The sequence below is a fragment of the Flavobacterium salmonis genome (assembly GCF_903819435.1).
GTDB classification, from domain to species: Bacteria; Bacteroidota; Bacteroidia; order Flavobacteriales; family Flavobacteriaceae; genus Flavobacterium; species Flavobacterium chungangense.
In genome coordinates, this window is the sequence record NZ_CAIJDP010000060.1 from 421459 (window position 1) to 445972 (window position 24514).

General features: G+C 31.7%; 24 protein-coding genes. 16 read left to right on the forward strand and 8 right to left on the reverse strand.

Features of this window, described 5'->3' with window-relative positions; genetic code table 11:
* Window positions 1–10: 10 nt before the first annotated feature.
* The 3 genes from FLACHUCJ7_RS06605 to FLACHUCJ7_RS06615 form a co-directional block, all read right to left on the reverse strand.
* The gene (locus FLACHUCJ7_RS06605; RefSeq protein ID WP_180908362.1) at window positions 11–877 is read right to left on the reverse strand and encodes a DUF4249 domain-containing protein; all 867 of its coding nucleotides are present in this window, start codon (window positions 875–877) and stop codon (window positions 11–13) included.
* 4 nt (window positions 878–881) lie between these two features.
* On the reverse strand, window positions 882–3158 hold the full coding sequence (locus FLACHUCJ7_RS06610; protein WP_180908363.1) for a TonB-dependent receptor: 2277 nt from the start codon (window positions 3156–3158) through the stop codon (window positions 882–884).
* A gap of 77 nt (window positions 3159–3235) precedes the next feature.
* The gene (locus FLACHUCJ7_RS06615; RefSeq protein ID WP_180908364.1) at window positions 3236–3949 is read right to left on the reverse strand and encodes a pyridoxine 5'-phosphate synthase; all 714 of its coding nucleotides are present in this window, start codon (window positions 3947–3949) and stop codon (window positions 3236–3238) included.
* Between the two features lie 116 nt (window positions 3950–4065).
* Here FLACHUCJ7_RS06615 and FLACHUCJ7_RS06620 point away from each other — a divergent pair, with 116 nt between their 5' ends.
* The 8 genes from FLACHUCJ7_RS06620 (at window position 4066) to murI (ending at window position 12656) form a co-directional block, all read left to right on the forward strand.
* Window positions 4066–4725 (forward strand): CBS domain-containing protein, encoded by a 660-nt coding sequence (locus FLACHUCJ7_RS06620; protein WP_078227295.1) that lies wholly within the window; start codon window positions 4066–4068, stop codon window positions 4723–4725.
* Window positions 4726–4809: 84 nt separating this feature from the next.
* Window positions 4810–5697 carry an NAD kinase gene (locus tag FLACHUCJ7_RS06625; protein WP_031454470.1) on the forward strand — a complete coding sequence of 296 codons (888 nt, stop codon included), beginning with the start codon at window positions 4810–4812 and terminating at the stop codon, window positions 5695–5697.
* Window positions 5698–5870: 173 nt separating this feature from the next.
* Complete coding sequence (gene porG, locus FLACHUCJ7_RS06630) at window positions 5871–6554, forward strand: type IX secretion system protein PorG (protein WP_078227294.1); 684 nt, start codon at window positions 5871–5873, stop codon at window positions 6552–6554.
* Between the two features lies 1 nt (window position 6555).
* Window positions 6556–7296, forward strand: coding sequence for an isoprenyl transferase (locus FLACHUCJ7_RS06635; protein ID WP_180908365.1), 741 nt, complete (start codon window positions 6556–6558; stop codon window positions 7294–7296).
* The gene (locus FLACHUCJ7_RS06640) at window positions 7229–9967 is read left to right on the forward strand and encodes a BamA/OMP85 family outer membrane protein (protein ID WP_078227292.1); all 2739 of its coding nucleotides are present in this window, start codon (window positions 7229–7231) and stop codon (window positions 9965–9967) included. Before FLACHUCJ7_RS06635 ends, FLACHUCJ7_RS06640 begins: the two co-directional genes overlap by 68 nt.
* Before the next feature lie 41 nt (window positions 9968–10008).
* Entirely contained in the window at window positions 10009–11019 is a 1011-nt protein-coding gene (locus FLACHUCJ7_RS06645; RefSeq protein ID WP_180908366.1) for an OmpH family outer membrane protein, read from the forward strand.
* A gap of 13 nt (window positions 11020–11032) precedes the next feature.
* A complete protein-coding gene (locus FLACHUCJ7_RS06650; RefSeq protein ID WP_180908367.1) occupies window positions 11033–11536 on the forward strand; it encodes an OmpH family outer membrane protein in 504 nt (167 codons plus the stop codon).
* A 343-nt stretch (window positions 11537–11879) separates the two neighbouring features.
* The gene (gene murI, locus FLACHUCJ7_RS06655; RefSeq protein ID WP_031454464.1) at window positions 11880–12656 is read left to right on the forward strand and encodes a glutamate racemase; all 777 of its coding nucleotides are present in this window, start codon (window positions 11880–11882) and stop codon (window positions 12654–12656) included.
* Window positions 12657–12661: 5 nt separating this feature from the next.
* Here the strand turns inward: murI and FLACHUCJ7_RS06660 are convergent, their stop codons facing one another.
* Both FLACHUCJ7_RS06660 and FLACHUCJ7_RS06665 read right to left on the reverse strand, forming a co-directional pair.
* Window positions 12662–13897, reverse strand: a complete 1236-nt coding sequence (locus FLACHUCJ7_RS06660) for a PorV/PorQ family protein (protein ID WP_078227289.1) — start codon at window positions 13895–13897, stop codon at window positions 12662–12664.
* A complete protein-coding gene (locus FLACHUCJ7_RS06665) occupies window positions 13898–15220 on the reverse strand; it encodes a DUF4270 family protein (protein WP_031454462.1) in 1323 nt (440 codons plus the stop codon).
* Window positions 15221–15452: 232 nt separating this feature from the next.
* On the opposite strand from FLACHUCJ7_RS06665, the gene FLACHUCJ7_RS06670 reads away from it, so the two are divergent.
* The 5 genes from FLACHUCJ7_RS06670 (at window position 15453) to FLACHUCJ7_RS06690 (ending at window position 19580) form a co-directional block, all read left to right on the forward strand.
* On the forward strand, window positions 15453–16295 hold the full coding sequence (locus tag FLACHUCJ7_RS06670; RefSeq protein WP_078227287.1) for a DUF6268 family outer membrane beta-barrel protein: 843 nt from the start codon (window positions 15453–15455) through the stop codon (window positions 16293–16295).
* Between the two features lie 15 nt (window positions 16296–16310).
* Complete coding sequence (locus tag FLACHUCJ7_RS06675) at window positions 16311–17318, forward strand: Kelch repeat-containing protein (protein WP_031454460.1); 1008 nt, start codon at window positions 16311–16313, stop codon at window positions 17316–17318.
* Between the two features lie 70 nt (window positions 17319–17388).
* Window positions 17389–17643, forward strand: a complete 255-nt coding sequence (locus FLACHUCJ7_RS06680; protein ID WP_223255418.1) for a DUF4907 domain-containing protein — start codon at window positions 17389–17391, stop codon at window positions 17641–17643.
* Window positions 17644–18750 (forward strand): sensor histidine kinase, encoded by a 1107-nt coding sequence (locus FLACHUCJ7_RS06685; RefSeq protein WP_078227285.1) that lies wholly within the window; start codon window positions 17644–17646, stop codon window positions 18748–18750.
* Window positions 18751–18866: 116 nt separating this feature from the next.
* Window positions 18867–19580: a LytR/AlgR family response regulator transcription factor gene (locus tag FLACHUCJ7_RS06690; protein ID WP_078227284.1), complete on the forward strand. Its 714-nt coding sequence runs from the start codon at window positions 18867–18869 to the stop codon at window positions 19578–19580.
* Window positions 19581–19582: 2 nt separating this feature from the next.
* Here the strand turns inward: FLACHUCJ7_RS06690 and FLACHUCJ7_RS06695 are convergent, their stop codons facing one another.
* Complete coding sequence (locus tag FLACHUCJ7_RS06695) at window positions 19583–20101, reverse strand: gamma carbonic anhydrase family protein (RefSeq protein WP_078227283.1); 519 nt, start codon at window positions 20099–20101, stop codon at window positions 19583–19585.
* A gap of 12 nt (window positions 20102–20113) precedes the next feature.
* A complete protein-coding gene (locus tag FLACHUCJ7_RS06700) occupies window positions 20114–21115 on the reverse strand; it encodes a PorP/SprF family type IX secretion system membrane protein (RefSeq protein ID WP_180908368.1) in 1002 nt (333 codons plus the stop codon).
* 122 nt (window positions 21116–21237) lie between these two features.
* On the opposite strand from FLACHUCJ7_RS06700, the gene FLACHUCJ7_RS06705 reads away from it, so the two are divergent.
* The 3 genes from FLACHUCJ7_RS06705 (at window position 21238) to FLACHUCJ7_RS06715 (ending at window position 23577) form a co-directional block, all read left to right on the forward strand.
* Complete coding sequence (locus FLACHUCJ7_RS06705; protein ID WP_180908369.1) at window positions 21238–22137, forward strand: NifU family protein; 900 nt, start codon at window positions 21238–21240, stop codon at window positions 22135–22137.
* A 146-nt stretch (window positions 22138–22283) separates the two neighbouring features.
* A complete protein-coding gene (locus FLACHUCJ7_RS06710) occupies window positions 22284–22658 on the forward strand; it encodes a YtxH domain-containing protein (protein ID WP_078227280.1) in 375 nt (124 codons plus the stop codon).
* Window positions 22659–22764: 106 nt separating this feature from the next.
* The gene (locus FLACHUCJ7_RS06715) at window positions 22765–23577 is read left to right on the forward strand and encodes a mechanosensitive ion channel family protein (RefSeq protein ID WP_180908370.1); all 813 of its coding nucleotides are present in this window, start codon (window positions 22765–22767) and stop codon (window positions 23575–23577) included.
* A 7-nt stretch (window positions 23578–23584) separates the two neighbouring features.
* Here FLACHUCJ7_RS06715 and tsaB read toward each other — a convergent pair whose 3' ends face one another.
* Complete coding sequence (gene tsaB, locus FLACHUCJ7_RS06720; RefSeq protein ID WP_078227278.1) at window positions 23585–24256, reverse strand: tRNA (adenosine(37)-N6)-threonylcarbamoyltransferase complex dimerization subunit type 1 TsaB; 672 nt, start codon at window positions 24254–24256, stop codon at window positions 23585–23587.
* Window positions 24257–24514 lie beyond the last annotated feature (258 nt).

Below are 24514 nucleotides of genomic sequence, written 5' to 3' on the forward strand. Positions count from 1 at the left end.
TTGAACTACTTCAAATCGGCTTTGTTTTTTTGGGAGGTGTTCTTACAATTATCGTACTCTGCCCATATCCAGCCCAAATACCTATTCCTCCTTTTATATTTGATTTTAAACTTGTATTGGATGGATAAATTGGATTTTTGCTGTTGACAATTTCATTTTGCCAGCTATTCCAGAAATCCAGTGCCTCTTTGCTTTGAGTTCTTAATTTTACATAAATTAAATCTCCATCGGCAAAATAAGGCGTGAACTTTGTTTTCGGAAAAAGTAAAATTCCTCTGTTTATTTGCATTGAAACCGCTGATTCGCTAAAGTTTTTATCTTCTAAATTGCCATAAAATGCAGGAACAAAAATGGATTCTTCTGTATCAATTTTTGTAGCAAGCTGATAATAGTTTTTCTCTTCTAAAGGATCATCAAATTTTACAAAAATATAACCCGTTGTATCTGTTGCGTTCTTTTTTATATACTCAGCACTTTTAAGCGCAACGGTTTTAGGTATTATTGTTACGGCCTCGACAACACGGCTTAAATATTCTATTTTTAACGAATATTGCTTTCCTGCTTCTCCTTTTAAAGTCGATCCAAAATACATAAATGGTGGCACTCTGTTTTTGTCATTTTTAACTCTTAAAACCTCAGAAGTCTTACCATCAGAAATCGTAATTTTTGCAGATCGAATGACATGATTTAAAACATTGGTAGAATCAATTACATCTGTAACCGGAATACTAGTCGAAAGCATAACCTGAGCATAATCTCCTTCTTCTACCCAGCCTTCAACTACAATTCTGGATTCGACACTTGCCTGTTCGCTAAAATTATCCTGAGAACAACTTACTATTATTAAAGTAAAAAGAAATAATATATGTTTTTTCATCTTTTTAGAATTTAAATCTCCAGCTTATTGAAGGCAATATTCGATACAAAACTTTTTTATCCTGCTTTACCACTACACTATTTTTATCTTCCTTAACCTGAACATCCAAAACAACATAAATTGGATTATCAATATTGAATGTATTATAAATGGAAAAATTCAAAGCACTTTCTTTTTTATTTGTTTTAAAGAAAAAATAATTCAACGAAAGATCTGTACGAATGTAATTTGGCATTTGTGCATTATTGTATTCTGAATATTCTTTGACAGGATTATTGTTGATAAAATACCATGAAGTTGGCATTGTAAATCGATTTCCAGAACTAAATATTTGAGTAACACCAAAATTCCACTTTGCATTTAAATCATAAATTCCGACTAATGACAGATTGTGGCGTCTGTCGTATTTGGCAAAATAAGTTTTTCCATTATTTAGCTCGTCAAAATTCCTGTCAGACCAACTTAATGTATAACTTAGCCAGCCTGTAAATTTTCCGTTATTTTTTCGCAACATAAATTCCAAACCATAAGCTTTACCTTTTCCAACTAATAAATCATTTTTTAAAGTTGTAATTTCATTAAACTGAGTTATACCGTATGGGTATTCGAGTAAATCTTTCATAGAACGATAAAATCCTCCAAAAGAAGAAACAAGATTTTTAGAAATATTTTGATTTGAACCTACAGAAAACTCATCTGAAGATTGCGGTTTTATTCCATCTGAACTCGCAATCCAAAAATCCGTAGGAATACCAACACTTGAAGTCGTTATTAAGCTAAGATATTGATATTGTTTGTTATAAGATCCGTAAAAGGAAAAATTTTCGTTTGCCAGATAATTTAATAAAATGCGAGGCTGAAAATGCAAATAAGAACTTTGCGATCCTGATGTGTAATAATTTATTCTTAGTCCTAATTCTGCATTTAATTGATCTGTAAACTTTGGTTTAAAAGTAGTGAAAACAGCCACTTCATTAGCGTTGATTATGCTATTTTGAGTCTTATTAGAATTGGAAAAATTTTCAATATTAATTTTTTGAGGCTGTAAATTATGATAACTATATTGCAAACCAGATTCAACAGGAATATTTTTGATTGAGTAACGAAATGAATTTGTAAAGCCAAAATCTTTTACAGATGAAGAAACTCCAAATTGAATTGTCGCCTGTTTCATACTCAGATCATTAGAATAATGACTAAAATAAACAGCGTTTGACATACTTGTTTTAGAAGAAAGCGTTGTCATTAAAGCTGGAGAAACTGTAAAATTGCTCCACTTCAAATGAGTTTTTAAGGACAAATTATCGTCATTAATTTTTAATTTGTCACCACTCACAAAAGCATCAACAGAAAATAAATTGTTTTTAGAAAACTGAGATATAAAAGTAATATTTCCATCTGAAAAACCATACTTCATATCCTCGACATCATTATTTTTTGAAAATGAATTTACTAACGGAGTAATAATTTCATCGATATAAGTTTTTCTTCCCGATAAATAAATTCCGGATTTTTCAGTAATCGGCAAAGCCAAAGTTAATTGCGAAGCCAAAACGCCAACGTTTCCCTGAATCGAAAATTCGGAAGGTATTTTTTTATTCGAAAGCAATAATGTTGTAGAACTCAAACGTCCGCCATATTTTGCATTAGAACTTGATTTATCAAACTCTACTTCCTTAATATGATCTGTATTATAAAAAGGAAAAACGCCTAATAAATGCGACATCCCATAGACGGTTGTACCATTATATAAGATAGCATTATGCCCCGGATCTCCTCCTCGTACATACAAATATCCATTAGCATCTCCCGAATTTTGAACCCCTGGAGTAAGCTGTAAAATTTTTATAATATCTGTGGTCCCCAAAACAGTTGGTAACGAAGACAACTCTTTTAAGTTGAAAGATAGTTTACCTCCTGATAAAGTTGATATCCCGTTTTTTTTATCATTGGCAATAATCACTTCTTTTAAAAGCGAAATATCTTTTTCTAAAATAATGGAGATTAAAGTATCTTTTGCAAGATCAATCGTTACGACTTTATTAAGATAACCCAATTGATTAATTGTAACGATAACCTTACCCAAAGAAATATTTTTTGAAAAATTTCCAAGTGTATCAGTTAGTAATGAATCGTTTTGATTATTTGTTTTAAAAGAAACACTGGCACCTATTAAACTTTCATTTTCAGAAGATTTAATATTTCCTGTTATATTCGCCTGAGATTGCGCAAATAAACTGGAAAAACAGAGCAAACAAAAAACAAAAATAGATTTCGACACTAGCTTTTAATATGAAAAATGCGAAAGTAAACAATTATAACCCAATTATGTCAGGTTATAATTGTTTTAATTTTAACTTATTTCAATTTATTCAGATACATATTAACCACATTATCCAAACCAAGATATAGCGCTTCCGAAATTAAAGCATGGCCAATAGAGACTTCTAATAATCCCGGAATATTTTGTTTAAAAAACTGAATATTATCCAGACTTAAATCATGTCCTGCATTAATACCCAAACTTAATTCATTTGCTAACTCTGCAGCTTTCACGTAAGTATCGATTCCGTTTTTATTTCCTAAATCATATTGATGCGCAAAAGCTTCTGTGTATAATTCGATTCTGTCAGTACCTGTTTTTTTTGCACCTTCTATGATTTCCAAAACCGGATCAACAAAAATTGAAGTTCGAATCCCGTTTCTTTGAAATTCCTGAATAACCTCGGTTAAATACGTCTGATTTTTTATAGTATCCCAACCGGCAGACGAGGTAATGGCACCAATTGCATCGGGAACCAATGTTACCTGATCCGGTTTGCATTCCAATACCAAATCAATAAAATTATGTTGTGGATTTCCTTCAATATTATATTCTGTTGTAACAATTGCTTTTAAATCCCGAGCATCCTGATAACGAATATGGCGCTCATCCGGACGTGGATGTATGGTGATTCCCTGACCACCAAAATTCTGAATATCTGTGGCAACTTTTAATAAATCAGGAACATCCCCCCCGCGAGCATTTCTCAGAGTAGCAATTTTATTAATATTTACACTTAACTTTGTCATATAAATAGATTATTAATTCTAGTAACATTATATTTGTAAAGACAAAAATACAAAGTAAAACGTAGCGTTTTTTGCTATTTTTTGATTATTTTGCATCAAATATCTTCAAACCACTTATGACAGAAATTACCAACTATATCACAAACGATTTTAGAGCAATCGACAGTCAGGAAACGATAGCATCAGTTCAGGATTTTTTTGCTGAATTAAGTTTTTCTCATTTCCCGGTTTTAGAAAACGGAACCTTTATAGGAAGCATTGCTTCTGATGATATTGAAACTTTTGATCTTGATAAGAAAATTATTGACTACAAATATACATTAGAGCGATTTTTCGCCAGAAAATCAATGATTTGGCTGGATGTTTTAGAGATTTTCGCCAAAAACCATACTAATGTTATTCCGGTACTTGATGAAAACAATTCTTATATTGGATATTATGAAATGGAAGATATCATGAAATTTTTTCAGGAGACCCCATTTTTAAAAGAACAAGGAGGGATCATTATTGTTCAAAAAGGCCTTTTAGATTATTCTATGGCTCAGGTAACGCAAATTGTAGAAAGCAATAATGGTAAAATCCTGGGTTGCTTTATATCCGAAGCCGATTTAGAAAATGTTCACATTACAATAAAAATTGGCGTTGGACCAATGAACGAAATCATTCAGACTTTTAGAAGATACAATTACGAAATTATTTCAGAACATCAGGAAGATACCTATATTAACAGTTTAAAAGAGCGTTCTGACTATTTAGACAAATACCTTAATATATAATCCTTAATACGGCAATCAGAAAATGAGTCAATAGATTTTCGCATTAGCACATTATCTAGTTTTCTCATTATGTAATTCAAAAAAATGAAAGTAGCAATTTACGGACAATATTATCAAAACAGTACCGAACCCATTATCAAGGATATTTTTGTGTTTTTTAACAACAATAATGTCGAAATGGTCATTGAAGAAAACTTTCTTAACATGCTTTATGAGAAACAATTAATAAAAAAAGAATACAAAACTTTCTCTGCAAAAACAAAACTTGATAACAGCTTCGAAATGCTGCTCAGCATTGGTGGCGATGGAACTATTTTAAGAGCAGCGAGTCTGGCTCGTAATTCAGGAGTACCAATTTTAGGAATCAATGCCGGAAGATTAGGTTTTTTGGCTACGGTGCCAAAAGAGAGTATTGATAGCTTCTTACAGTTTGTAATTGATAAAAATTACACCATCTCTGAAAGAACCTTATTAAGCCTTACCTGCGATCCTAAAAATGATGCTATCGAAGATGATTTAAATTTCGCCATGAACGAAGTCACCGTTAGCCGAAAAGATACGACTTCGATGATTACAGTCGAAACCTATTTAAATAACGAATATTTAAACTCTTATTGGGCAGACGGACTTATTCTTTCAACACCAACGGGATCAACAGGTTACTCACTCAGTTGCGGCGGACCAATATTAACTCCTGATGTAAAAAGTCTGGTAATTACACCAATAGCACCACATAATTTAAACGCAAGACCATTAGTCATTCCTGATGATACCGAAATTAAACTTCGTGTTTCCGGAAGAGAAGACCAATATTTAGTTTCTCTGGATTCCAGAATTGCATCCATTAAAAATGAATCTGTTTTAACCATTAAAAAAACAGATTTCAAAATTAAAATGGTTGAAATTCCGGGAGAAACTTTCTTAAAAACACTCAGGAAAAAATTACTATGGGGAGAAGATAAAAGAAATTAAACTCTTTTGCGAATTCCGACTATACGATATGAGTACTTTTTTTCGTTTTGCACATATGTAATGTTCATTAAATGTCTCAAAATCATAAGGTAAATCTAAAAAAAGACACATTTAACTAAAGGAACGTTGATTAGTAGTGATAATTATTATATTTGCACGCAATTTTTAATTAAATGAAGAAAATTTTTAATTTATTGTTATGTTTTTTCCCCTTTATTACGCTGAATGCTCAAATTAATGAGATTGGTGTTTTTTTAGGCGGAAGCAACTTCGTAGGAGACGTTGGAAGAACCACTTATATTGCTCCTGAAAATTTTGCTTTTGGGATATTATACAAATGGAACAAAAGTCCACGCCATTCTTATCGCTTTTCTTATACCCAATCAACGGTAACTGGTAATGATTCAAAATCAGAAGAATCAAGTCGAAACAAAAGAGGTTTCAACTTTAAAAATAACGTAAAAGAACTTTCTGCCGGGTTAGAATTCAATTTCTTCGACTTTAATTTACATGACTTAGACACCAAAATTACACCTTATATATTTTCAGGTATCAATTATTTTAGATATGATGAATTATATATAGAAAATGGAATAACTGAAAAAGACAAAGCATCCGGTTCTTTTGCTATACCTATAATATTAGGAATAAAATCAAACATTAGCCGTCATTTTGTTTTAGCAGCTGAAATTGGAGCACGATATACTCTTACAGACAACATAGATGGAAGCAATCCTGAAAATGATTCCTTTACTAATAATCGTTTTGGTAATTTAAATAATAATGACTGGTATGTTTTTACGGGAGTAACATTGACATATACCTTTGGACAAAAACCTTGCTATTGCGCAGAATAAAATGAATTTATTAGAATCCATAGATAAAACAAACTTACCCCAACATCTTGCCATTATTATGGACGGAAATGGTCGTTGGGCAAAACAACAAGGCTTTCTTCGTGCTTTTGGTCATGAAAATGGCACCAAATCAGTCAAAGAAACCATTAAAACATGTGCTAAACTTGGTATTGGGTTTCTAACTTTATATGCTTTTTCTACAGAAAACTGGAATCGCCCAAAATTAGAAGTACAAGCATTGATGAAAATACTTGTAAATTCATTAAGAAAAGAGCTTACTACTTTACAAGAAAACAATATCAAACTTAATGCTATTGGAAATCTTGATAAGTTACCAAAATCTGCTCAAAAAGAATTATTGGATGTCATCGATAAAACAAAAAACAACACCCGTTTAACACTAACTTTAGCCTTAAGTTACGGATCAAGAGAAGAATTAGTAAATGCCGTAAGAATCATCAGTGATAAAGTTAAAAATAATATAATTTCATTAGACACTATTGACGATTCAATTATAAATGAGCATCTTTACACGCAAAATTTACCTGACGTAGATTTATTAATACGAACAAGTGGAGAACACAGAATAAGTAATTTTCTGCTATGGCAAATTGCCTATGCAGAATTATATTTTACTGAGGTACTCTGGCCAGACTTTAAAGAACAACATTTATATGAGGCTATCATTAGTTATCAAAAAAGAGAACGTAGATTTGGAAAAACCAGTGAACAAATTAAATAATATTTTAGTGTTAAAAAAAAGAATACAAATAGTACTTACCCTGTTTATTTTGGGTAGTTTTTCTCAAATTAAAGCACAAGAAAGAATTCCTTTTGATCAGGGAAAAAAATACATTCTTGCAAAAGTCTCTGTTGTTGGTAAAATAAGCTTCAATGAACAAACCGTTGTAACATTTTCAGGTCTGCAAAAAGGTCAGGAAATCACTGTTCCTGGTGAAGAAATTAGTGGTGCAATCAAAAAATTAGGAAAACTTGGTCTTTTTGATGAAATAACTTTTTACGTAAATAAGGTAGAAAATGACAGTATCTATTTAGACTTAAATATAGTTGAGCTTCCGAAATTAAATGAAGTAAAATTTGTTGGTATTAAAAAGAGTAAAGTCGAAGGATTAATAAAAGATAACAATCTGACAAAGAGCAAGATTGTAAATGAAAATTTAATCACTACTACAAAAAATTACATCGAAAACAAATACAAAAAAGAAGGATTTTATAGAACAAAAGTTACTATTACAACTACTCCTGACACTACTGCAGGCAACAATGTTAATATGCTCGTTCGTGTAGACAAAGGAGATAAGGTTAAGATTAGCAGTATAGACTTCATAGGCAACAAACAATTCACAGACAGTAAGTTGAGAAGCGCTATGAAAGATACCAAACAAAGAAATATCCTTCGTGTACTGAAAGCTTCAAAATTTATTCCTGAAAAATACAAGACTGACTTAGAAAAAGTTATTGCAACCTATAAAGAAAAAGGATATCGTGATGCACGTATTATATATGACTCTGTCACCTATAATAAAGAAAAGAACATGCTTGCCATTAAAATTAATTTAGAAGAAGGAAACAAATATTACTTCGGAAATATTAAATTTTTAGGAAATACCGTTTATTCTGATCAACAACTTAATCGTTATTTAGGAATCAAAAAAGGAGAAACATACAACGGAGTTTTATTAGAAAAAAGAATCGCAGATAAGACTAAACCAGATGGTGAGGACATTACTAACTTATACCAAAACAATGGATATTTGTTTTCAAATATTAATGCTGTTGAGGTAAAAACTGCTAATGACACCATTGATTTTGAAATTAGGATTACAGAAGGACCAATTGCTTATTTCAACAAAATATCAGTCGTTGGAAACGATAAAACAAACGATCGTGTTATTTATCGTGAACTAAGAACAAAACCTGGTGAAAAATATAGTAAAGAACTATTAGTAAGAACCATTCGTGAAATAGGACAATTAGGATTTTTTGATCCTGAAGCAATTGATCCTAAATTTAAAAATGTAGATGCCGCATCAGGAACAGTAGATATCGAATACAATTTGGTTGAAAAAGGTTCTAGCCAAGTAGAGTTACAAGGTGGTTATGGTGGTGGAGGTTTCATAGGAACCTTAGGATTATCTTTTAATAACTTTTCGGCAAGAAACCTGTTTAATAAGGAAGCTTACAAACCTTTGCCTATGGGAGATGGCCAAAAAGTATCCCTTCGTTTACAAGGAAGTACCTATTTCCAAACTTATAGTGTATCATTTTCAGAACCTTGGTTTGGAGGAAAAAAACCAGTACAATTTAGTTCATCTATTTCATATAGTAAACAATTTAATTACAGCTATGGTCGTAATGTAGATAAAAGCCAAAGCTTTAACATCCTGACTTTACAGCTTGGACTTGCTAAAAGGCTGAGTGTACCAGATGATTATTTCGTATTATCTCAATCTGTAAGTTACCAACATTATGATTTGAATAATTATTTCACAGGACTTTTTACTTTTGGTAATGGAACTTCAAGAAATTTAGCCTATACAATTGGTCTTACGAGAAGTAATAAAGGAGTGAATCCTATATTTCCGACATATGGTTCAGAATTTAGCGTTTCAGCAAAAATAACACCTCCTTATTCATTGTTTAATGGTATAGATTATTCATCATTAGGAGAAAAAGAAGAATATAAACGAAAAACTACTGCCGATCAAACAGATGCTACTGGCCAAGTTACAATTCCTAAAAACAGTTATTTAGATTCTGCTGGAAATGTAGTAAGTACTCCAGAGGAAGCAGCAGCTGATCCTGCAAAAGTAGATCAGGAAAAATACAACTGGCTTGAATATTATAAAATTAAATTTAAAGCAGATTGGTATAATAAAGTATATGGAAAATTAGTTTTAAGAACATTAACTGAATTTGGTTTCATGGGAGCCTATAATGCAGATAGAGGTGTTGTACCTTTTGAACGTTTTTATTTAGGTGGAGACGGTATGGCTAACTATTCTATGGATGGCAGGGAAACAGTTGGATTAAGAGGATATGAGAACAACTCTTTGACTCCAATTATTACTGACAAAACAGATTCCAGATATGGACAGCAAGTAGGAGCAACCATTTATAACAAATTCTCAATGGAATTACGTTATCCTATTACATTAAAACCATCAGCATCTATTTATGCTTTAACGTTTTTAGAAGCAGGTGCATCATATGATGGATTTAAAAATTATAACCCATTTGATTTGTATCGTTCAGCCGGTTTTGGACTACGTGTATTTATGCCAGCATTTGGATTATTGGGTATTGATTTTGGTTATGGTTTTGATGCTCAGCCAGGTGAAACCAAAGCTCATGGTCAGGAAATTCACTTTATTATTGGACAACAATTTTAAAAAGATGATATTTGGTTAAAATTTAGACAAAAACCTATCGTATGAGAAAACAATTTTTATTTATATTTTTAGCTTTGATTGCAGCAAACACAAATGAGGCACAAACAAGATCGACTAGAATTGGCTATATCGATATGGAATATATTTTAGAAAATGTTTCAGATTACAAAGAATCTAAATCTCAATTAGAGTTAAAAGCGACTAAATGGAAGCAGGAAATCGAAATTAAAAAATTAGAAATAAACAAATTAAAAGAAAACCTTAAAACCGAAAAAGCATTACTTACAAAAGAACTTATTGAGGAAAGGGAAACCGAAATTAAATTTCTTGAAAATGAAATGCTGGAATACCAACAAAAGCAATTTGGAGTTGACGGAAATTTAATGCGTCAAAAAGCAGCTTTGGCAAAACCAATCCAAGATCAGGTCTTTACCGCAGTTCAGGATATTGCAGAAGCAAAAAATTACGATTTTATTTTTGACAAATCATCTGATTTGACTATGCTTTTTTCAGCAAAAAGATTTGATATAAGTGACCAGGTTATACGTATTTTAAATAGAACAGAAAAGAGAGAACAACTCACTAAAAAACAATTAAAAGAGCAAGAGGCCAAAGAAAACATTGAAAACGAGATTGACGAAAATCCGGCAATGGCAGATAGACAGAAGGCTTTAGATGCAAGAAAAGCAGCAAGGGAAAAATTAGTTCAGGATAGAAAATTAGAACAAGAAGCTAAAAGAAAAGAATACGAAGATAAAAGAAATGCTATAGCAGCTGAAAAGGCAGCCAAAAAAAATGGCACGGTTTCTGAAACTGCTAATACAACAGGAACAGCAAAAACTGACACAACAGCTAAACCTGCAACAACAACTCCAGCTGAAGCGACAACAACTACTGAGCCTGCAGTTAATAAGGCAGAAGAAAGACAGAAACTTTACGAACAGCGTAAAAAAGAGTTAGAAGAAAAAAAGAAGAAAATTTTAGAAGAAAGAGAAGCGGCTAAAAAAGCTAAAGAAGCCGAGGCACAAAAAACAAATACGACCAATAATTAATTAATATTTTAAAATGATGAAACAAATCAAAACTTTACTAATTGCTGCAGTGCTTATTTTGACTGCAAACAATACAATGAATGCGCAGGCTAAAACGGCCCATGTTGATGTTAGCGAGATTATGTCGAAAATGCCAGCCATGCTTGATGCTCAAACTCAATTACAAAAATTAAGTGGAACATACGATGCTGAATACAAAAAAATGATTGAAGAGTATCAGACAAAAATTAAAAAGTATGAACAAGAAGCTGCTACTGCTACTGAAGCAGTAAATGCTGAACGCTCTAAAGAAGTTCAGGATATGCAAAAGAGAATTGGTGATTACAGAGACAATGCTCAAAAAGAATTGCAACAAAAAGAAACTGATATCGTAAAACCTTTAATGGAAAAAGTAAGAGCTTCAATCCAAAAAGTTGGAAAAGCTAAAGGTTTCCAATACGTATTAGACGGTTCAACACTTTTATTGGCAGATGGTCCAAACATTACTGCTGATGTTAAAAAAGATTTAGGATTCTAAGAAACAAATTTGTTATTACAAAAATGGCTCAACTTAAGTTGAGCCATTTTTGTTTTTATAATTTTATTTTACGCCTCCATTAATCGTAAAACCATCCATATTTGACCTTATACGATCAAAACTGAAAATCCTTTACCAAATTAGATAAATTGTTTCTGTTAGACAAAAAAGTGCCTGCTCTTAGTCTGCAAAAATTGGAATTTTTTATTTTTTAAAATCTGGTTTTGAAATTGAAAAATATGAACCTAAAAAAGACTCACATTCGATTAATTTTCTAATTTATTTAACTTAAAATCCAATAAAAAGTACGAATTTAGATTCTCAAAAAATATTACTTTATTTTATGACGAACAATAATCCTATAGGCGTTTTTGATTCCGGAATTGGAGGAACTTCAATATGGAGCGCTATTCACGAATTACTTCCGAACGAAAAAACCATATATTTAGCAGATAGTAAAAATGCTCCTTATGGTCAAAAAACCAAAGAAGAAATTGTTGCTTTAAGTAGAAAAAACGTAGATTTTTTAATTGAGAACAACTGTAAATTAATTGTTGTAGCCTGCAATACAGCTACTACAAATGCCATTCAGGAACTTCGTGCGGAATATGACATCCCTTTTATAGGAATTGAACCTGCCATAAAACCTGCTGCACATAATTCTAAAACACAGGTTATAGGCATTTTAGCCACTAAAGGAACCCTGAATAGTGAGTTGTTTAACAAGACTGCTGAAATGTTTCATGACACAAAAATCATAGAGCAAGTTGGTTATGGATTGGTTCAGCTTATCGAAGACGGCAATCTGAATTCTCCGGAAATGACCCGGTTATTAGAGACTTATTTACAGCCTATGATTGAAGCCAATATTGATTATTTGGTTTTAGGATGTAGTCATTATCCATATTTAATTTCACAAATTAAAAAAATTCTTCCCGAACACATTCAAATCATAGATTCAGGGGAAGCAGTAGCCAGGCAGACCAAAAATATTTTGCGTGAAAAAGTAGGTTTTTCTAATGCTGAAAAAAGTGAACCTGTGTTTTATATCAATTCAGGTCCGGCTGTTTTAAAATCAATTTTAAATAATAAATACAACGTGATCCAAAAGGATTTTTAAGCTAATTATTCTATTTTTCGTTTAACGAACCAAATTCCGTCTAATGATAAATTAAGCGATAATTTATGATAATTTTCCTTTATCAACCCATCGCCAATCTTGCCTTTTTGTCCGTATGAATACGAAATATTAAGAGCCGAAAAAGTATTGTCGACAGGTAAAGTAACTCCAATAGAAATTGCAGCATTATTGACTCTTTTCCCATCAACTTCGAGATAACCTGTGTCAAAATTCACCCCAGTTCCATATTGAACTCTATCCCAATAACTTCTAATATCTTTATTTTTTCTAAAACTAAACCCCAAGGCAAAGCGATCTTGGTTTACAAAATCACCATATAATTCTGATTGGTTTGTATCGCTCCAAAGACTTTTTTCGTAATCAAGAGTCATAATTAAATTGTTTTTGAATCGTTTGCTGATTCCAAAACCAATTTCTAAAGGCATATAATAATCATCGGCATCAGAAGCTACATCAGATTCTATAACGCTTTCATTTGAATTGCTTATATTTTCTACAGTCTGAACTTTAGATGCTTTTATTTGACTTGGCACTTTAAAAGTCGAAGCAATAGTAAAAGTAGAGTCAATTTTATATTGAGCTCCTAAAGTTGCACGTAAACCGCTATAATCTGTTTTTTTATTGATTGTTGTTAATGAATTTGAAATTAGATAACTTCTTTCATCTGTAGTATTTCCAAAAAGCACAGTTCCCGTCACTCCCATTGCTAATTTTTTACTTAAACGATAACCGTATGAAAAATCAAAATTATTTAATCCACCAGATCCCTCTGCGTTCAAAGTATAATATTCCGAAGTATTTGAAATAGGCAATTTTAAATCTGAAATTTTGAATGAAGCACTCGAATATGGGCGCAAAGCAATACTAAAAGCAGATTTTTTAGTTATCGGGAATGCAAAAGCAATATGCGAAAACTGAAAATTATTACGCTTTTCTGTTTTAGAACTACTCTGAAAGGTTGTTCCAATCGCTTTTCCTCCAATTTCAAACATAAAATGATTGAGTGGCACATAACCTAATGAAGCGGGATTGAGGTTGTTAATAAAAGTATCTGATGGAAGTGCAATTCCGGAAGAGCCAATTGAAGGAATTGAACCATAATCTGCTTCATATATACTTCCTAAACCATATAATGAATAAGGAGAACTGGAAATACTTTGCGAAAATGAGGTTACATACATTAAAATGAAGCAACTTAAAAAGGCGATTTTATTTTTCATTTAATAAGAGAGGTAATAAATTTTCAATTGAATTTTATTATTCACATGCTTTTGATCACCTAATACAAGCCTGTTTACGCCTTTATTAATATTTGGCAAAACAAAAACCAGCGATGATCTGGAATCTGATTGTTTAAGCATTTCTTTCTGCAAAAAATTCCCAAGTGATAATGAGTATTGTACATTTTCATTAAACTCATCACTTTCCTTGTTTAGCGTAGCGTATAGCGCGGTACCTGAGGAGCTATTTAAAGTACTGCTAATCCTGTTTAATTTATCTGCAACATATACCCGCAATGAATCAGCCAAAGGATACTTTTCAGAATACGTATTATTAACTGGTTTTACAATCAATTGGGCATCAACAATTGCACCTTTATCTGATATGTACTTAAGCTGTTTTATGTTTGGAAAATCAATTCGGCAAGCCAAACCGGTTCCAGACTGAATATAACTTTGATTATTGGTCAGCAAACTGGACAACTTACTGTTTGAAGCTGGCAAATTCTGAATTAAAGTACCGGTTTTATCCAGCGAAATGGCATTGAATTGTTTAGTAGGATCCAAAAAAGTAAAATCTTTAATATACGACGTTTCGGTATCGCTTAAACTTTTAGAGTAATAAAGCCGTACTTTGCTGGTTAAAGCAAATCCAATTACACTTGAAGAATTTTCAGTTGACGGAACAAGTACGAACCCTTTCAAATATTCTGTAAAACTGTCAAAATCTGTAATCTCTCTTTGCTTAAATTTTTGAAAAAGTGCCTGTCCAAAAGCAACATCCATTTTAATATTGATCGAATCTTTTTCCAGTGGTCTGGGCTTATAGGAAATGGTTCCTAAACTCTCCGGACTATAATTTAAAGATGAATTATTATAAAAAGAATCATCGTCCGTATTCGGTTTCACTTTCTGAATTAATCGATGAATATTAAATGTTTGTACTTTGGTTGTATCTCCATAATAATAATTATCATATTTTAAAATCATGGAAATAGAATCGAAAACATAATTTGTTGCTTCTGTATCAGATGAACTACTGGCTAAACTATACGAATCTGAAGCCAATTGAAAATAACTGTTTGATTTTACCTTACCAAAAAGAGGATCATCATAGTTTCCAACCAAAATTTTGCTTTGATTAGACGTAATAAGAGAATCGAAATTTATGGTCGCCATTTCGACCGTTACAGTATCGATTAAAATTACCTTGTTGTTTACTGCCAGATAATCAGATCCAACTACGAATTCCCCTGCATCTGTATCTGTGCCACATGAAACTATTGCGAAGCCAAAAAACAACATCAATATAAACTTATACATAATCCAATTTTTTGAACAAATATAAAAGGCACATTTCTGGAGAACACTATAACATATACAATTCAGCATTTTTAGCCTATAGATAGTACAAAATCATCTACAACGGGTTTTAAAAGATCAATACCCTATTGAGCCTTAAAAATTGCCATTTCGTCTACCAAAAACAACCATACATATATCTTCTTTTTTTTAAGACAGGCTGCCCATTACTTTTGGACTAATTAAAGAAGTAATGAAAATAAAGGTTTTAGTTTGGTTGGTGTTTTTAGTTTGTACTTTAAGTATTAAGGCACAACAAAATCTTTGTGTCGATTTTAATTTAAAGAATGAACCAACAGAAGAAATTACTTTTAATGAAGTAAATAGCGTTATATCTGTTTCCAAAAAATTAAACGATAAAAATGAAATTACAAATAAACTGGAATACACAAATCTTACAATTAAATACGACGCCAGGGCTTATGAATCTTTTGAAAATCTGAATCAGTTTAATCGAATTCAAAACGAATTTAAAATTTCACATAAAGTTTCTGATGCTACCAAATTAAATTTAGTCATTACACCAACAATTAATTTTCAACAAAATTTGGGTATTTCAGATGCAAGTGTTTTAGGAAGTTTTCAATTGAATCAACAATTAAATTCAAAAATAGCTTTAAACATTGGTTTTGAGAGATCAACAGTTTTCGGTTCACCCAAATTCATACCTACAATATCATTTTCTGGAAAAATAAACAATCAAAGCAGCTTAATAATAGGCTTTCCGGATTCTAAACTTACTTATTCTAATAATGAACGAAACCAATTTAGTTTGAGTAATAGCTATAATGGTAGTTTTTACAATCTGGATGAATCTGTTGGTTTATACACTACGGCAGCAAAAATAAGCACTTCCCAAATGACAACTGCACTAGAATATGAAAGGAATATGGATAAAAACTGGTTCATAAATTTTAAAGCTGGTTATGACTTCGACAAAAAATATAATCTTTTGGACGAAAACAATCATAAATTATATGATTTTAATACCGGCAACGGTTACATTTTAAGCATTGGGATCAAATACAAACAATAAATAAATTTAAACACTATGAATAATTTAAAAAAAGGAATATTATTCGCGGCACTATTTTCAAGTCTGTTTTTTATAGGCTGCAGTAATGATGACGAAGATGATGAATTAGTAGGAAACTGGATTAAAAAATCATCATTTGATGGGCCGGCTCGATCTAGTGCAACCAGTTTTATTATTGGAGATTATGCTTATATTGCTACTGGGTATACTGGAGACGAATATTTAAAAGATTTATGGGCCTACAACTCAAATGGAGATTATTGGGAACAAAAAGCTGATTTTACCGGAATTGGAAGAAGTTCTGCTTCTAGTTTTACATTAAACGAAAAAGGATACGTTGGTCTTGGGTATGATGGAACAAACAAACTGAAAGATTTTTATCAATACGATCCAAGCAGCAATTCATGGACACAAAAAACTGATTTTACAGGATCGGCACGTTATGGAGCAGTGGGTTTTCAGGTGGGTGGAAAAGCTTATTTTGGAACAGGTTATGATGGAAATTATTTAAAAGATTTTTATCAATATGATGATTCTGCTAATACGTGGACACTTGTTAGCGGTTTTAGCGGAAATAAAAGACGTAATGCAACAGTGTTTGTTATAAATGACAAAGCCTATTTAGGAACTGGTGTAAATAACAGTGTTAATCAGGTAGATTTTTGGGAGTTTAACCCCGCAACTGATGTTTGGACCAGACTTCGAGATATTGATCAGGATGATGATGATGATTACAGCTGGAATAATGACTATGCTATAACCCGATCAAATGCATCCAGTTTCAGCTTAAACGGATTAGGATACGTTGTAGGAGGTGAAGGTATTAAAACTGTATGGGAATATAATCCTTCTACTGACTTATGGGAAGAAAGAACTGCACTCGAAGGAGCTGCCAGAACTGATGCCGTAGGTTTTGCAATTAACAATAGAGGTTTTTTAATGTTAGGAAGAATTGGCTCAACGTATTTCGATGATGCCTGGGAATTCAAACCGTTAGAAGAACAAAATGACGATGATAATTAATGCCCCAAATTTAAAATTCTTCCGGAGAATATTCCGGAAGAATTTGCTTTTTATTCTATTTTTCCTGCAGTTGACAGCTTGTACAGAAAAAGAAACTTTGCACGTTGAATCTATAAAAACCGCATCCGGCTGGGGATATACAATTTCGCATAAAGATAAAATTCTAATCAAGCAAACCATTATTCCGGTTATTAGCGAGGTCAAAAGTTTTAGTTCAGAGGAAGATGCTTTAAAAGTGGCTGATTTAGTAGTAAAAAAGCTCAATCAAAATACATCACCATCGGTAACCAAAAATGATTTAATTTTATTAAAAATAAAAATGTAAATGAATATCGGTGCCCTTAAAAATACAAATTCAAATAAAATTTTATTCCATGTTACGATATGGACTTTCTTTATATTGACATCACTGATTCAATTTTATGAAAGCCCATTTAGAATCAACAATGATTTCTATGTACAATGGGGAACGGGAATTATTTTGTTTTATCTGAACTATTTTTATCTGGTGCCTGTTTTACTTTTAGAAAAAAAATACTGGCTCTTTTTTGTCTTTGTAATTGTATTAATTGTATTCTTTATGTTTATACGAATCAATTATTTTTTTCCTGAGTTTAATCATTTGCGGCCTCAAAAGATGATGTTCCCCAGAATGATGCCCGATGAAGCCAAAATGTTTGTTCGGGACGGTAGGATTCGTTCGCATAAGCAACCTCTTTTTTTTAAAATAGGCCCATCCTTTTTTTATCTTCTAATTACAGCCATTAGTACAATTATTAGAACCTTAACGGAATTTTATCAAAACCAACAAAACAAATTAATAGCCGAAACACATAGAACAAACACTGAATTGAATTATTTACGAAAACAAACTAATCCACATTTTCTCTTTAACTCTCTTAACAGTATCTATTCTTTGGCTCACAAAAAATCTGATTTGGTCCCTGATGCCATCGTGACATTATCTGAATTAATGCGCTATATGCTGTATGAAACAGATAATAAAACGGTGGCTTTAGAAAAAGAAATAAATTATATTCAGAATTATATTGAATTACAAAAATTGAGGCTCAACAATATTGAAGCCATAGTTATAAACGTTCATGGCGATACTAAAAATAAATTCATTGAACCTTTGTTATTAATTTCATTTATTGAAAATGCCTTTAAATACGGAACAGATTATAAAGGAGCTGCTCATGTAAAGATCAAAATTTTTATTCTAGAGAATAATCTAGATTTCTGGGTTGAAAACACTATCGAAAGCTATGAAAAAGATCCTGAAAATTCAGGCATCGGATTAGTAAATATCAAAAGCAGATTAGATTTGTTATATCCTAACGCACACGAATTGACGATAAAAGAAGATAAGCAATATTATCATGTACATCTACATTTAAAACTAGATAAAATTCAAACTGACATTCATTAAAATCAATACCAAACAAAGCTAGTTAATTTAATATTTTAACTAAATTTTAAATTGTAAATCTTTCATTTAAAGCTACTTTTGACTTGACCAATTTATTAAAATTTAAATCGAAACAGATGAGATGTGTAATTATTGATGACGAACCTTTAGCAGTCGATTTGTTAAAAGATTTTGTTAGCAAAGTTGAATCATTAGAATTAATCACCACTTTCAACAATGCCATTGATGCCGTGTCTTTTATTAATCAAAATAATGTCGATTTAATTTTTCTCGATATTCAGATGCCTCATTTCTCAGGGATTGAATTTTTAAATACCATTGAAAAAAAACCTTTAGTTATTTTTACAACGGCTTATTCTGATTATGCTGTTGAAGGTTTTAACCTTGGTGCAGTTGATTACCTGGTAAAACCAATTCCGTTTCATCGCTTTTTAAAATCTGTAGTTAGGGCACAACAAATTTTAATTCCACCAACAGTTCAGGCTATTTCGGAAAGTACAACAGTCCCTGAATTAGAGCAGGATTTTATGTTCGTGAGAGCCGAATATGAAAATGTAAAAATGAATTTTTCGGATATATTATTTATCGAAGGATTGAAAGATTATGTCAAAATCTACACTACAGATAACAAATTCACTCTGACACTCATCAGCTTGATAAAATTAGAAAATCTACTGTTCAGCAAAGGTTTTTCAAGAATTCACAGGTCATACATCATCAACATCAAGCATGTAAAATCAATACAAAAAAATAAGGTTTTGATTAGCGACAAACGCATTCCGATTAGTGAAAGCTATAAAAATGCTTTTTTCGAAAGAATCAATTTATAAATTCAATCTTCGTTTTTAAACCAGCCTGAATACATCACATAATTATTTGAAATACGCTCGATTTCGCCTGCAAAATCTGACTGATCAATATCTTTCACTTTTTTGGCAGGAACACCGGCGTAAATACTTCCTGAAGTTACCACTGTGTTTTGTGTTAAAACTGCCCCGGCTGCAATAATCGAATTACTTTCGACAACACAATTATCCATTACGATAGCTCCCATTCCAATCAACACATTGTCATGAATAGTACAGCCATGTACAATCGCATTGTGTCCTATTGAGACGTTATTACCAATAATTGTCGGATGTTTTTTATAGGTACAATGAATAATAGCACCATCCTGAATATTGACCTTATTCCCAATTTTAATAAAATTTACATCGCCACGAATCACAGCATTGAACCAAACACTACATGAATCACCAAAAATAACATCGCCAACAATAGTGGCATTTTCCGCAACATAACAATCATCAGGAATTATGGGAGACTTCCCGTTTACAGCTTTTATTAACATGATATTCTAAATTTAATTAACCGCAGGACATTTACAATCGTATCGTTCTCTGGTACAAAACAAATTAATCCCAAGAGTAATCTGATGATAACCGCCTGTATCAAATTTTACATCGCCTGTAACGTTTGAATATGTATAGGCAAACATGAATTTTTTATAATTAAGACCAATTATAGGTGTTATATACTGTAATTTTTGATTATTGGCTCCGCTTCCTGCGCTGTATCTTGCTCCGTCAAAACTTCTTCTGTAAGACAATGCAGCCCATAAACTCCCAAAATCCATATTTTTATAAGCTTTCAAATTCAGATCAATAGACTTTTCTTTCGTTTTATCAAAAAATTGAAATAAAATAGAAGGCTCCCAGGTAATATTTTCTGTTTTTCCAAAAACGTATCCTGCGCTAAAAAGAAATTTTCTCAAATTATCACTTTCATAATCAGTATATAATTGCCTTCTGGTTTCAATAAGTCCTTGAACAGTCGCGTGAGCATAAAAATCCAAAAAATTATACGAAGCTCCTACATCAACATTGAAGTAAGAATCTGTTTGAACTGATCCGAAAACAATTGGGTCAAAGACGCCTCCAAATGCAGTTTCATCCAACTGACTCTGAATAAAACCTCCGCTAATACCAAAAGAAAGCTGGTTTAAATCCAGTTCACTTCTTGAAAACATAATATGATGGGCATACGTAAGTTTGACCCCCTTTTGCGAATGATAACCATTTTTATCATTAAAAACGATAATACCAGCACCTGACCTTTCACCAACTCTACCATTAAAACTTAAGGTTTGCAAAGAGGGTGAATCATCCTGACCAAACCATTGTTTTCTGGCAGTCAATCTTATTTTGGCACAATTTGCTGCGCCAGCCATAGAGGGGTGAATCAAGTAATAATTATCAGACAAATAATCAGAGTATACCGGAATCCCTTCTTGCGAATAGGAATAAAGAGAAGTGATTATAAAAACAAATAAGATTCTGATTCTCAATTTCGTATAAGTCAACATATTAGATGCTTTTTAAATTTAACAAGATTGATTACAAAAAGAATCTTAATTATTTTATTAAAAAATCAAATATAGCCATTAGTAGAAAATAACTTTATTAAATTTACAAAAAATATACAGACATGGTAAAAATCACTATAAAAGAAACTCAAAATCCGACGATCATAAAATTCGAATTTGAAGATTTTATAACTCAGAATCAAAATTTTGAATTCAAAAATATCGATGAAGCAAAATCATCCCCTTTAGCTCAACAATTATTTTATCTTCCATTCGTAAAAACAGTTTATATTTCAGGGAATTTTATTGCTGTAGAAAGATTCAGTATTGTAGAATGGGAGGATGTTCAGGATGCTGTTGCTGAACAAATTGAAGCTTTTGTTAATAACGGCGGTAGCATCATAAACATAGATGAAAACAAGTCTAAAAAACAACCGATAACTGTTTATGGGGAAACAACTCCAAATCCGGCTGCCTTAAAATTTGTAGTAAGCAGAATGCTGACTAAAAATGCTGTTGAATACAAAAATATAGACCAGACAACTTCTTCTCCATTAGCAAAAGAATTATTTAAGTTTCCATATGTGAAAGAAGTTTTTATTGATGAAAATTACATTTCGGTTACTAAATACGACATCAATGACTGGCAGGAAATTACTCTTGAACTAAGAACTTTCATCAAACAGTTTATTGAAAATGGAGGAACAGTTTTAGACGAAAGTTTAATTGAAACTTCTACTAAAAATGATATTACAAAAGATGAAGCTTTTGATAAATTAGACGTAACATCACAACAAATAATTAACATTCTGGAAGAATATGTAAAGCCGGCTGTTGCAGCAGATGGAGGAAATATTGCTTTTGATTCGTATAATGAAAATGACAAAGTTGTAAAAGTGATTTTACAGGGTGCCTGCAGTGGTTGTCCATCCTCTACATTTACTTTAAAAAGTGGTATCGAAAATATGCTAAAAAGCATGTTGAATGATGAAAAAATTACTGTTGAAGCTTTAAATGCTTAAAAAACAAATTAATTTATATTTAAAAGCGTCATTTATGGCGCTTTTTTAAGCTCCATACTTAACTTATTTTCAGTAATTTATCAAAGAAACCTATATATTTAAGCAAAATAGTTAATATTGCATTTAACTTATTAATTTTATGAAACATGGGACTATCATCGTTTTTAAGAAATTTACTCGGCAAATCTAAGAATTCCTCTGTCGCCCTCAGTACTCAAACACAAAATGCCAATACAGAAACCGAAGAAACGACTGCAACTTCATATATTGAAAAAGCAGAAACTTTTTTCGAGGAAACTTTTACTAAAATTAAAGAAACCTCAGAACCTATATTCGAAGAGGCTGAGGAATTTACTGATCAGGCAAAAGATATCCTAAGTCAATATGTAGAAAAAACGACAGACTCTCTAAATGACATTATTGATTCCGTAAAAGAGAGTGTAGAAACTGAAAATACTCAACCAATAGCTTATGATACAGTAGTAGACATTAGCGAAAAAACAATAACAGAAAATGACTAATAACTGTTATATCTTATAAGAATTAAGACTTTTTTTCAACAGTAAATCTTTATATTTGCAAAATTAATATACCTTCTCTTTCAGAAGGTTTTTTTTATCTAAAAACATGGATGTTAACCCAGATCAACTCAGTAATTACGCAACGCGATTTATTGATTTATTAATTGATTATTCACCGAAATTAATTTCTGCTTTTTTAATTTTATTTATTGGCTTATACGCCATCAGATTGACAAACAGAATCATTAGAAACATAATGATTAAAAGAAATTTAGACCCCACTTTATCTAAGTTTCTTGCTGACATATTGCTATGGGCTTTACGAATTTTATTATTCGTAACCGTTATTTCAAATCTGGGAGTACCAACTTCATCATTTGTTGCTATTTTAGGAGCAATGGGTTTAGCTGTGGGCTTATCATTACAAGGTTCACTTTCAAACTTTGCCGGCGGAATGCTGATTATCCTTTTCAAGCCTTTCAAGGTAGGAGATACTATTGAAGCACAAGGCATTGTTGCTACAGTAGCAGAAATTCAAATTTTTGTTACAAAATTAATAACGGGAAACAACCAAACTGTTTTTATTCCAAATGGAGCATTATCCAATGGAAATATTATTAATTATTCAATGCAGGGTGAGCGTAAAGCTGATTTAACTTTTGCCGTTTCTTATGACTCTGATATCAAAAAAACAAAGGATATTTTGTTAGACGTGTTAATTAAAAACCCTAAAGTTCTTAAAACTCCGGCACCTGAAGTTTTTGTAAAGAACTTAACGGCAAGTTCTATAGAATTCGCAGTTCGTCCATGGGCAAAAAACGAAAACTACGGAGCTGTTTTTTCTGAAACTTTGGAGAATTGCAAAACAGCATTAGATGAAGCAGGTATTGCAATTCAACCTTATACGCTGCAGAAATAAAAAATACTTATTGTTTTTTTGAAGGAGTAATCATAAAATCTTTTAAATAATAAGGTTCAAAATAAGCGACATCTACAGTGTCGCTTTTTTGATACTTATCATAACTGATTTTACTCATTGCTGCAGCCGAAGGATATTTAATATCTTCTAAAAATATGAAATTTTCATTCGTCAAAACTAACTTGCATTTTTCTGCACAGTCACCAACAAAATAAATTGTTTCAGTAAAATCCTTAAACGAATTTTCATCAATAACTTCTGCAAGTATTCGTCTTTCAATTTCTAAGTCAGCATTATAAATTGCGCTGTAAACCTCCATTCTTCTGGCATCCAGCATTGAAATTATTTTCCCTTCAGTAACTTTAGCCTGAGATGCTAAAGTTTGCAAAGTATCTACTGCAATCAATGGGATGTTTAATGCAAAACATAATCCTTTTGCTGCCGAAACCCCTATTCGCAGACCGGTATAAGACCCAGGCCCCTGACTTACGGCAACTGCTGCTAAATCATGAACTAAAATTCCCGTTTCAACGATTATTTCTTCTATAAAAACATGTAATTTTTCAGCATGTGAATAGCCTTCTTCTGCAATTTCTTTGCATATAATGGTTTCACCATTTTTAGCAATGGATACAGAACAATTTTTGGTGGCGGTTTCTATATTGAGAATAAAAGACAATGTAATAAGTGTTTTTATTAAAAAATCATCTGAAAATTAAAGTTGCAAAAATAAAGGTTAATAACCAAAATAACAGAAATGCTACACATAAATTTGCTAATAAAAAGCCTAAATATATAATAAGTCTTTTTTGTACTGCAAAATATCTAAACTCATCATTATAATATTTTGTCTTATAAACACTGTAATGCACCCATATCAAATATATAACTACGAAAGTAAAAGCCCCAAGCAAACTGAAAAGGATTTCTGCCGGAA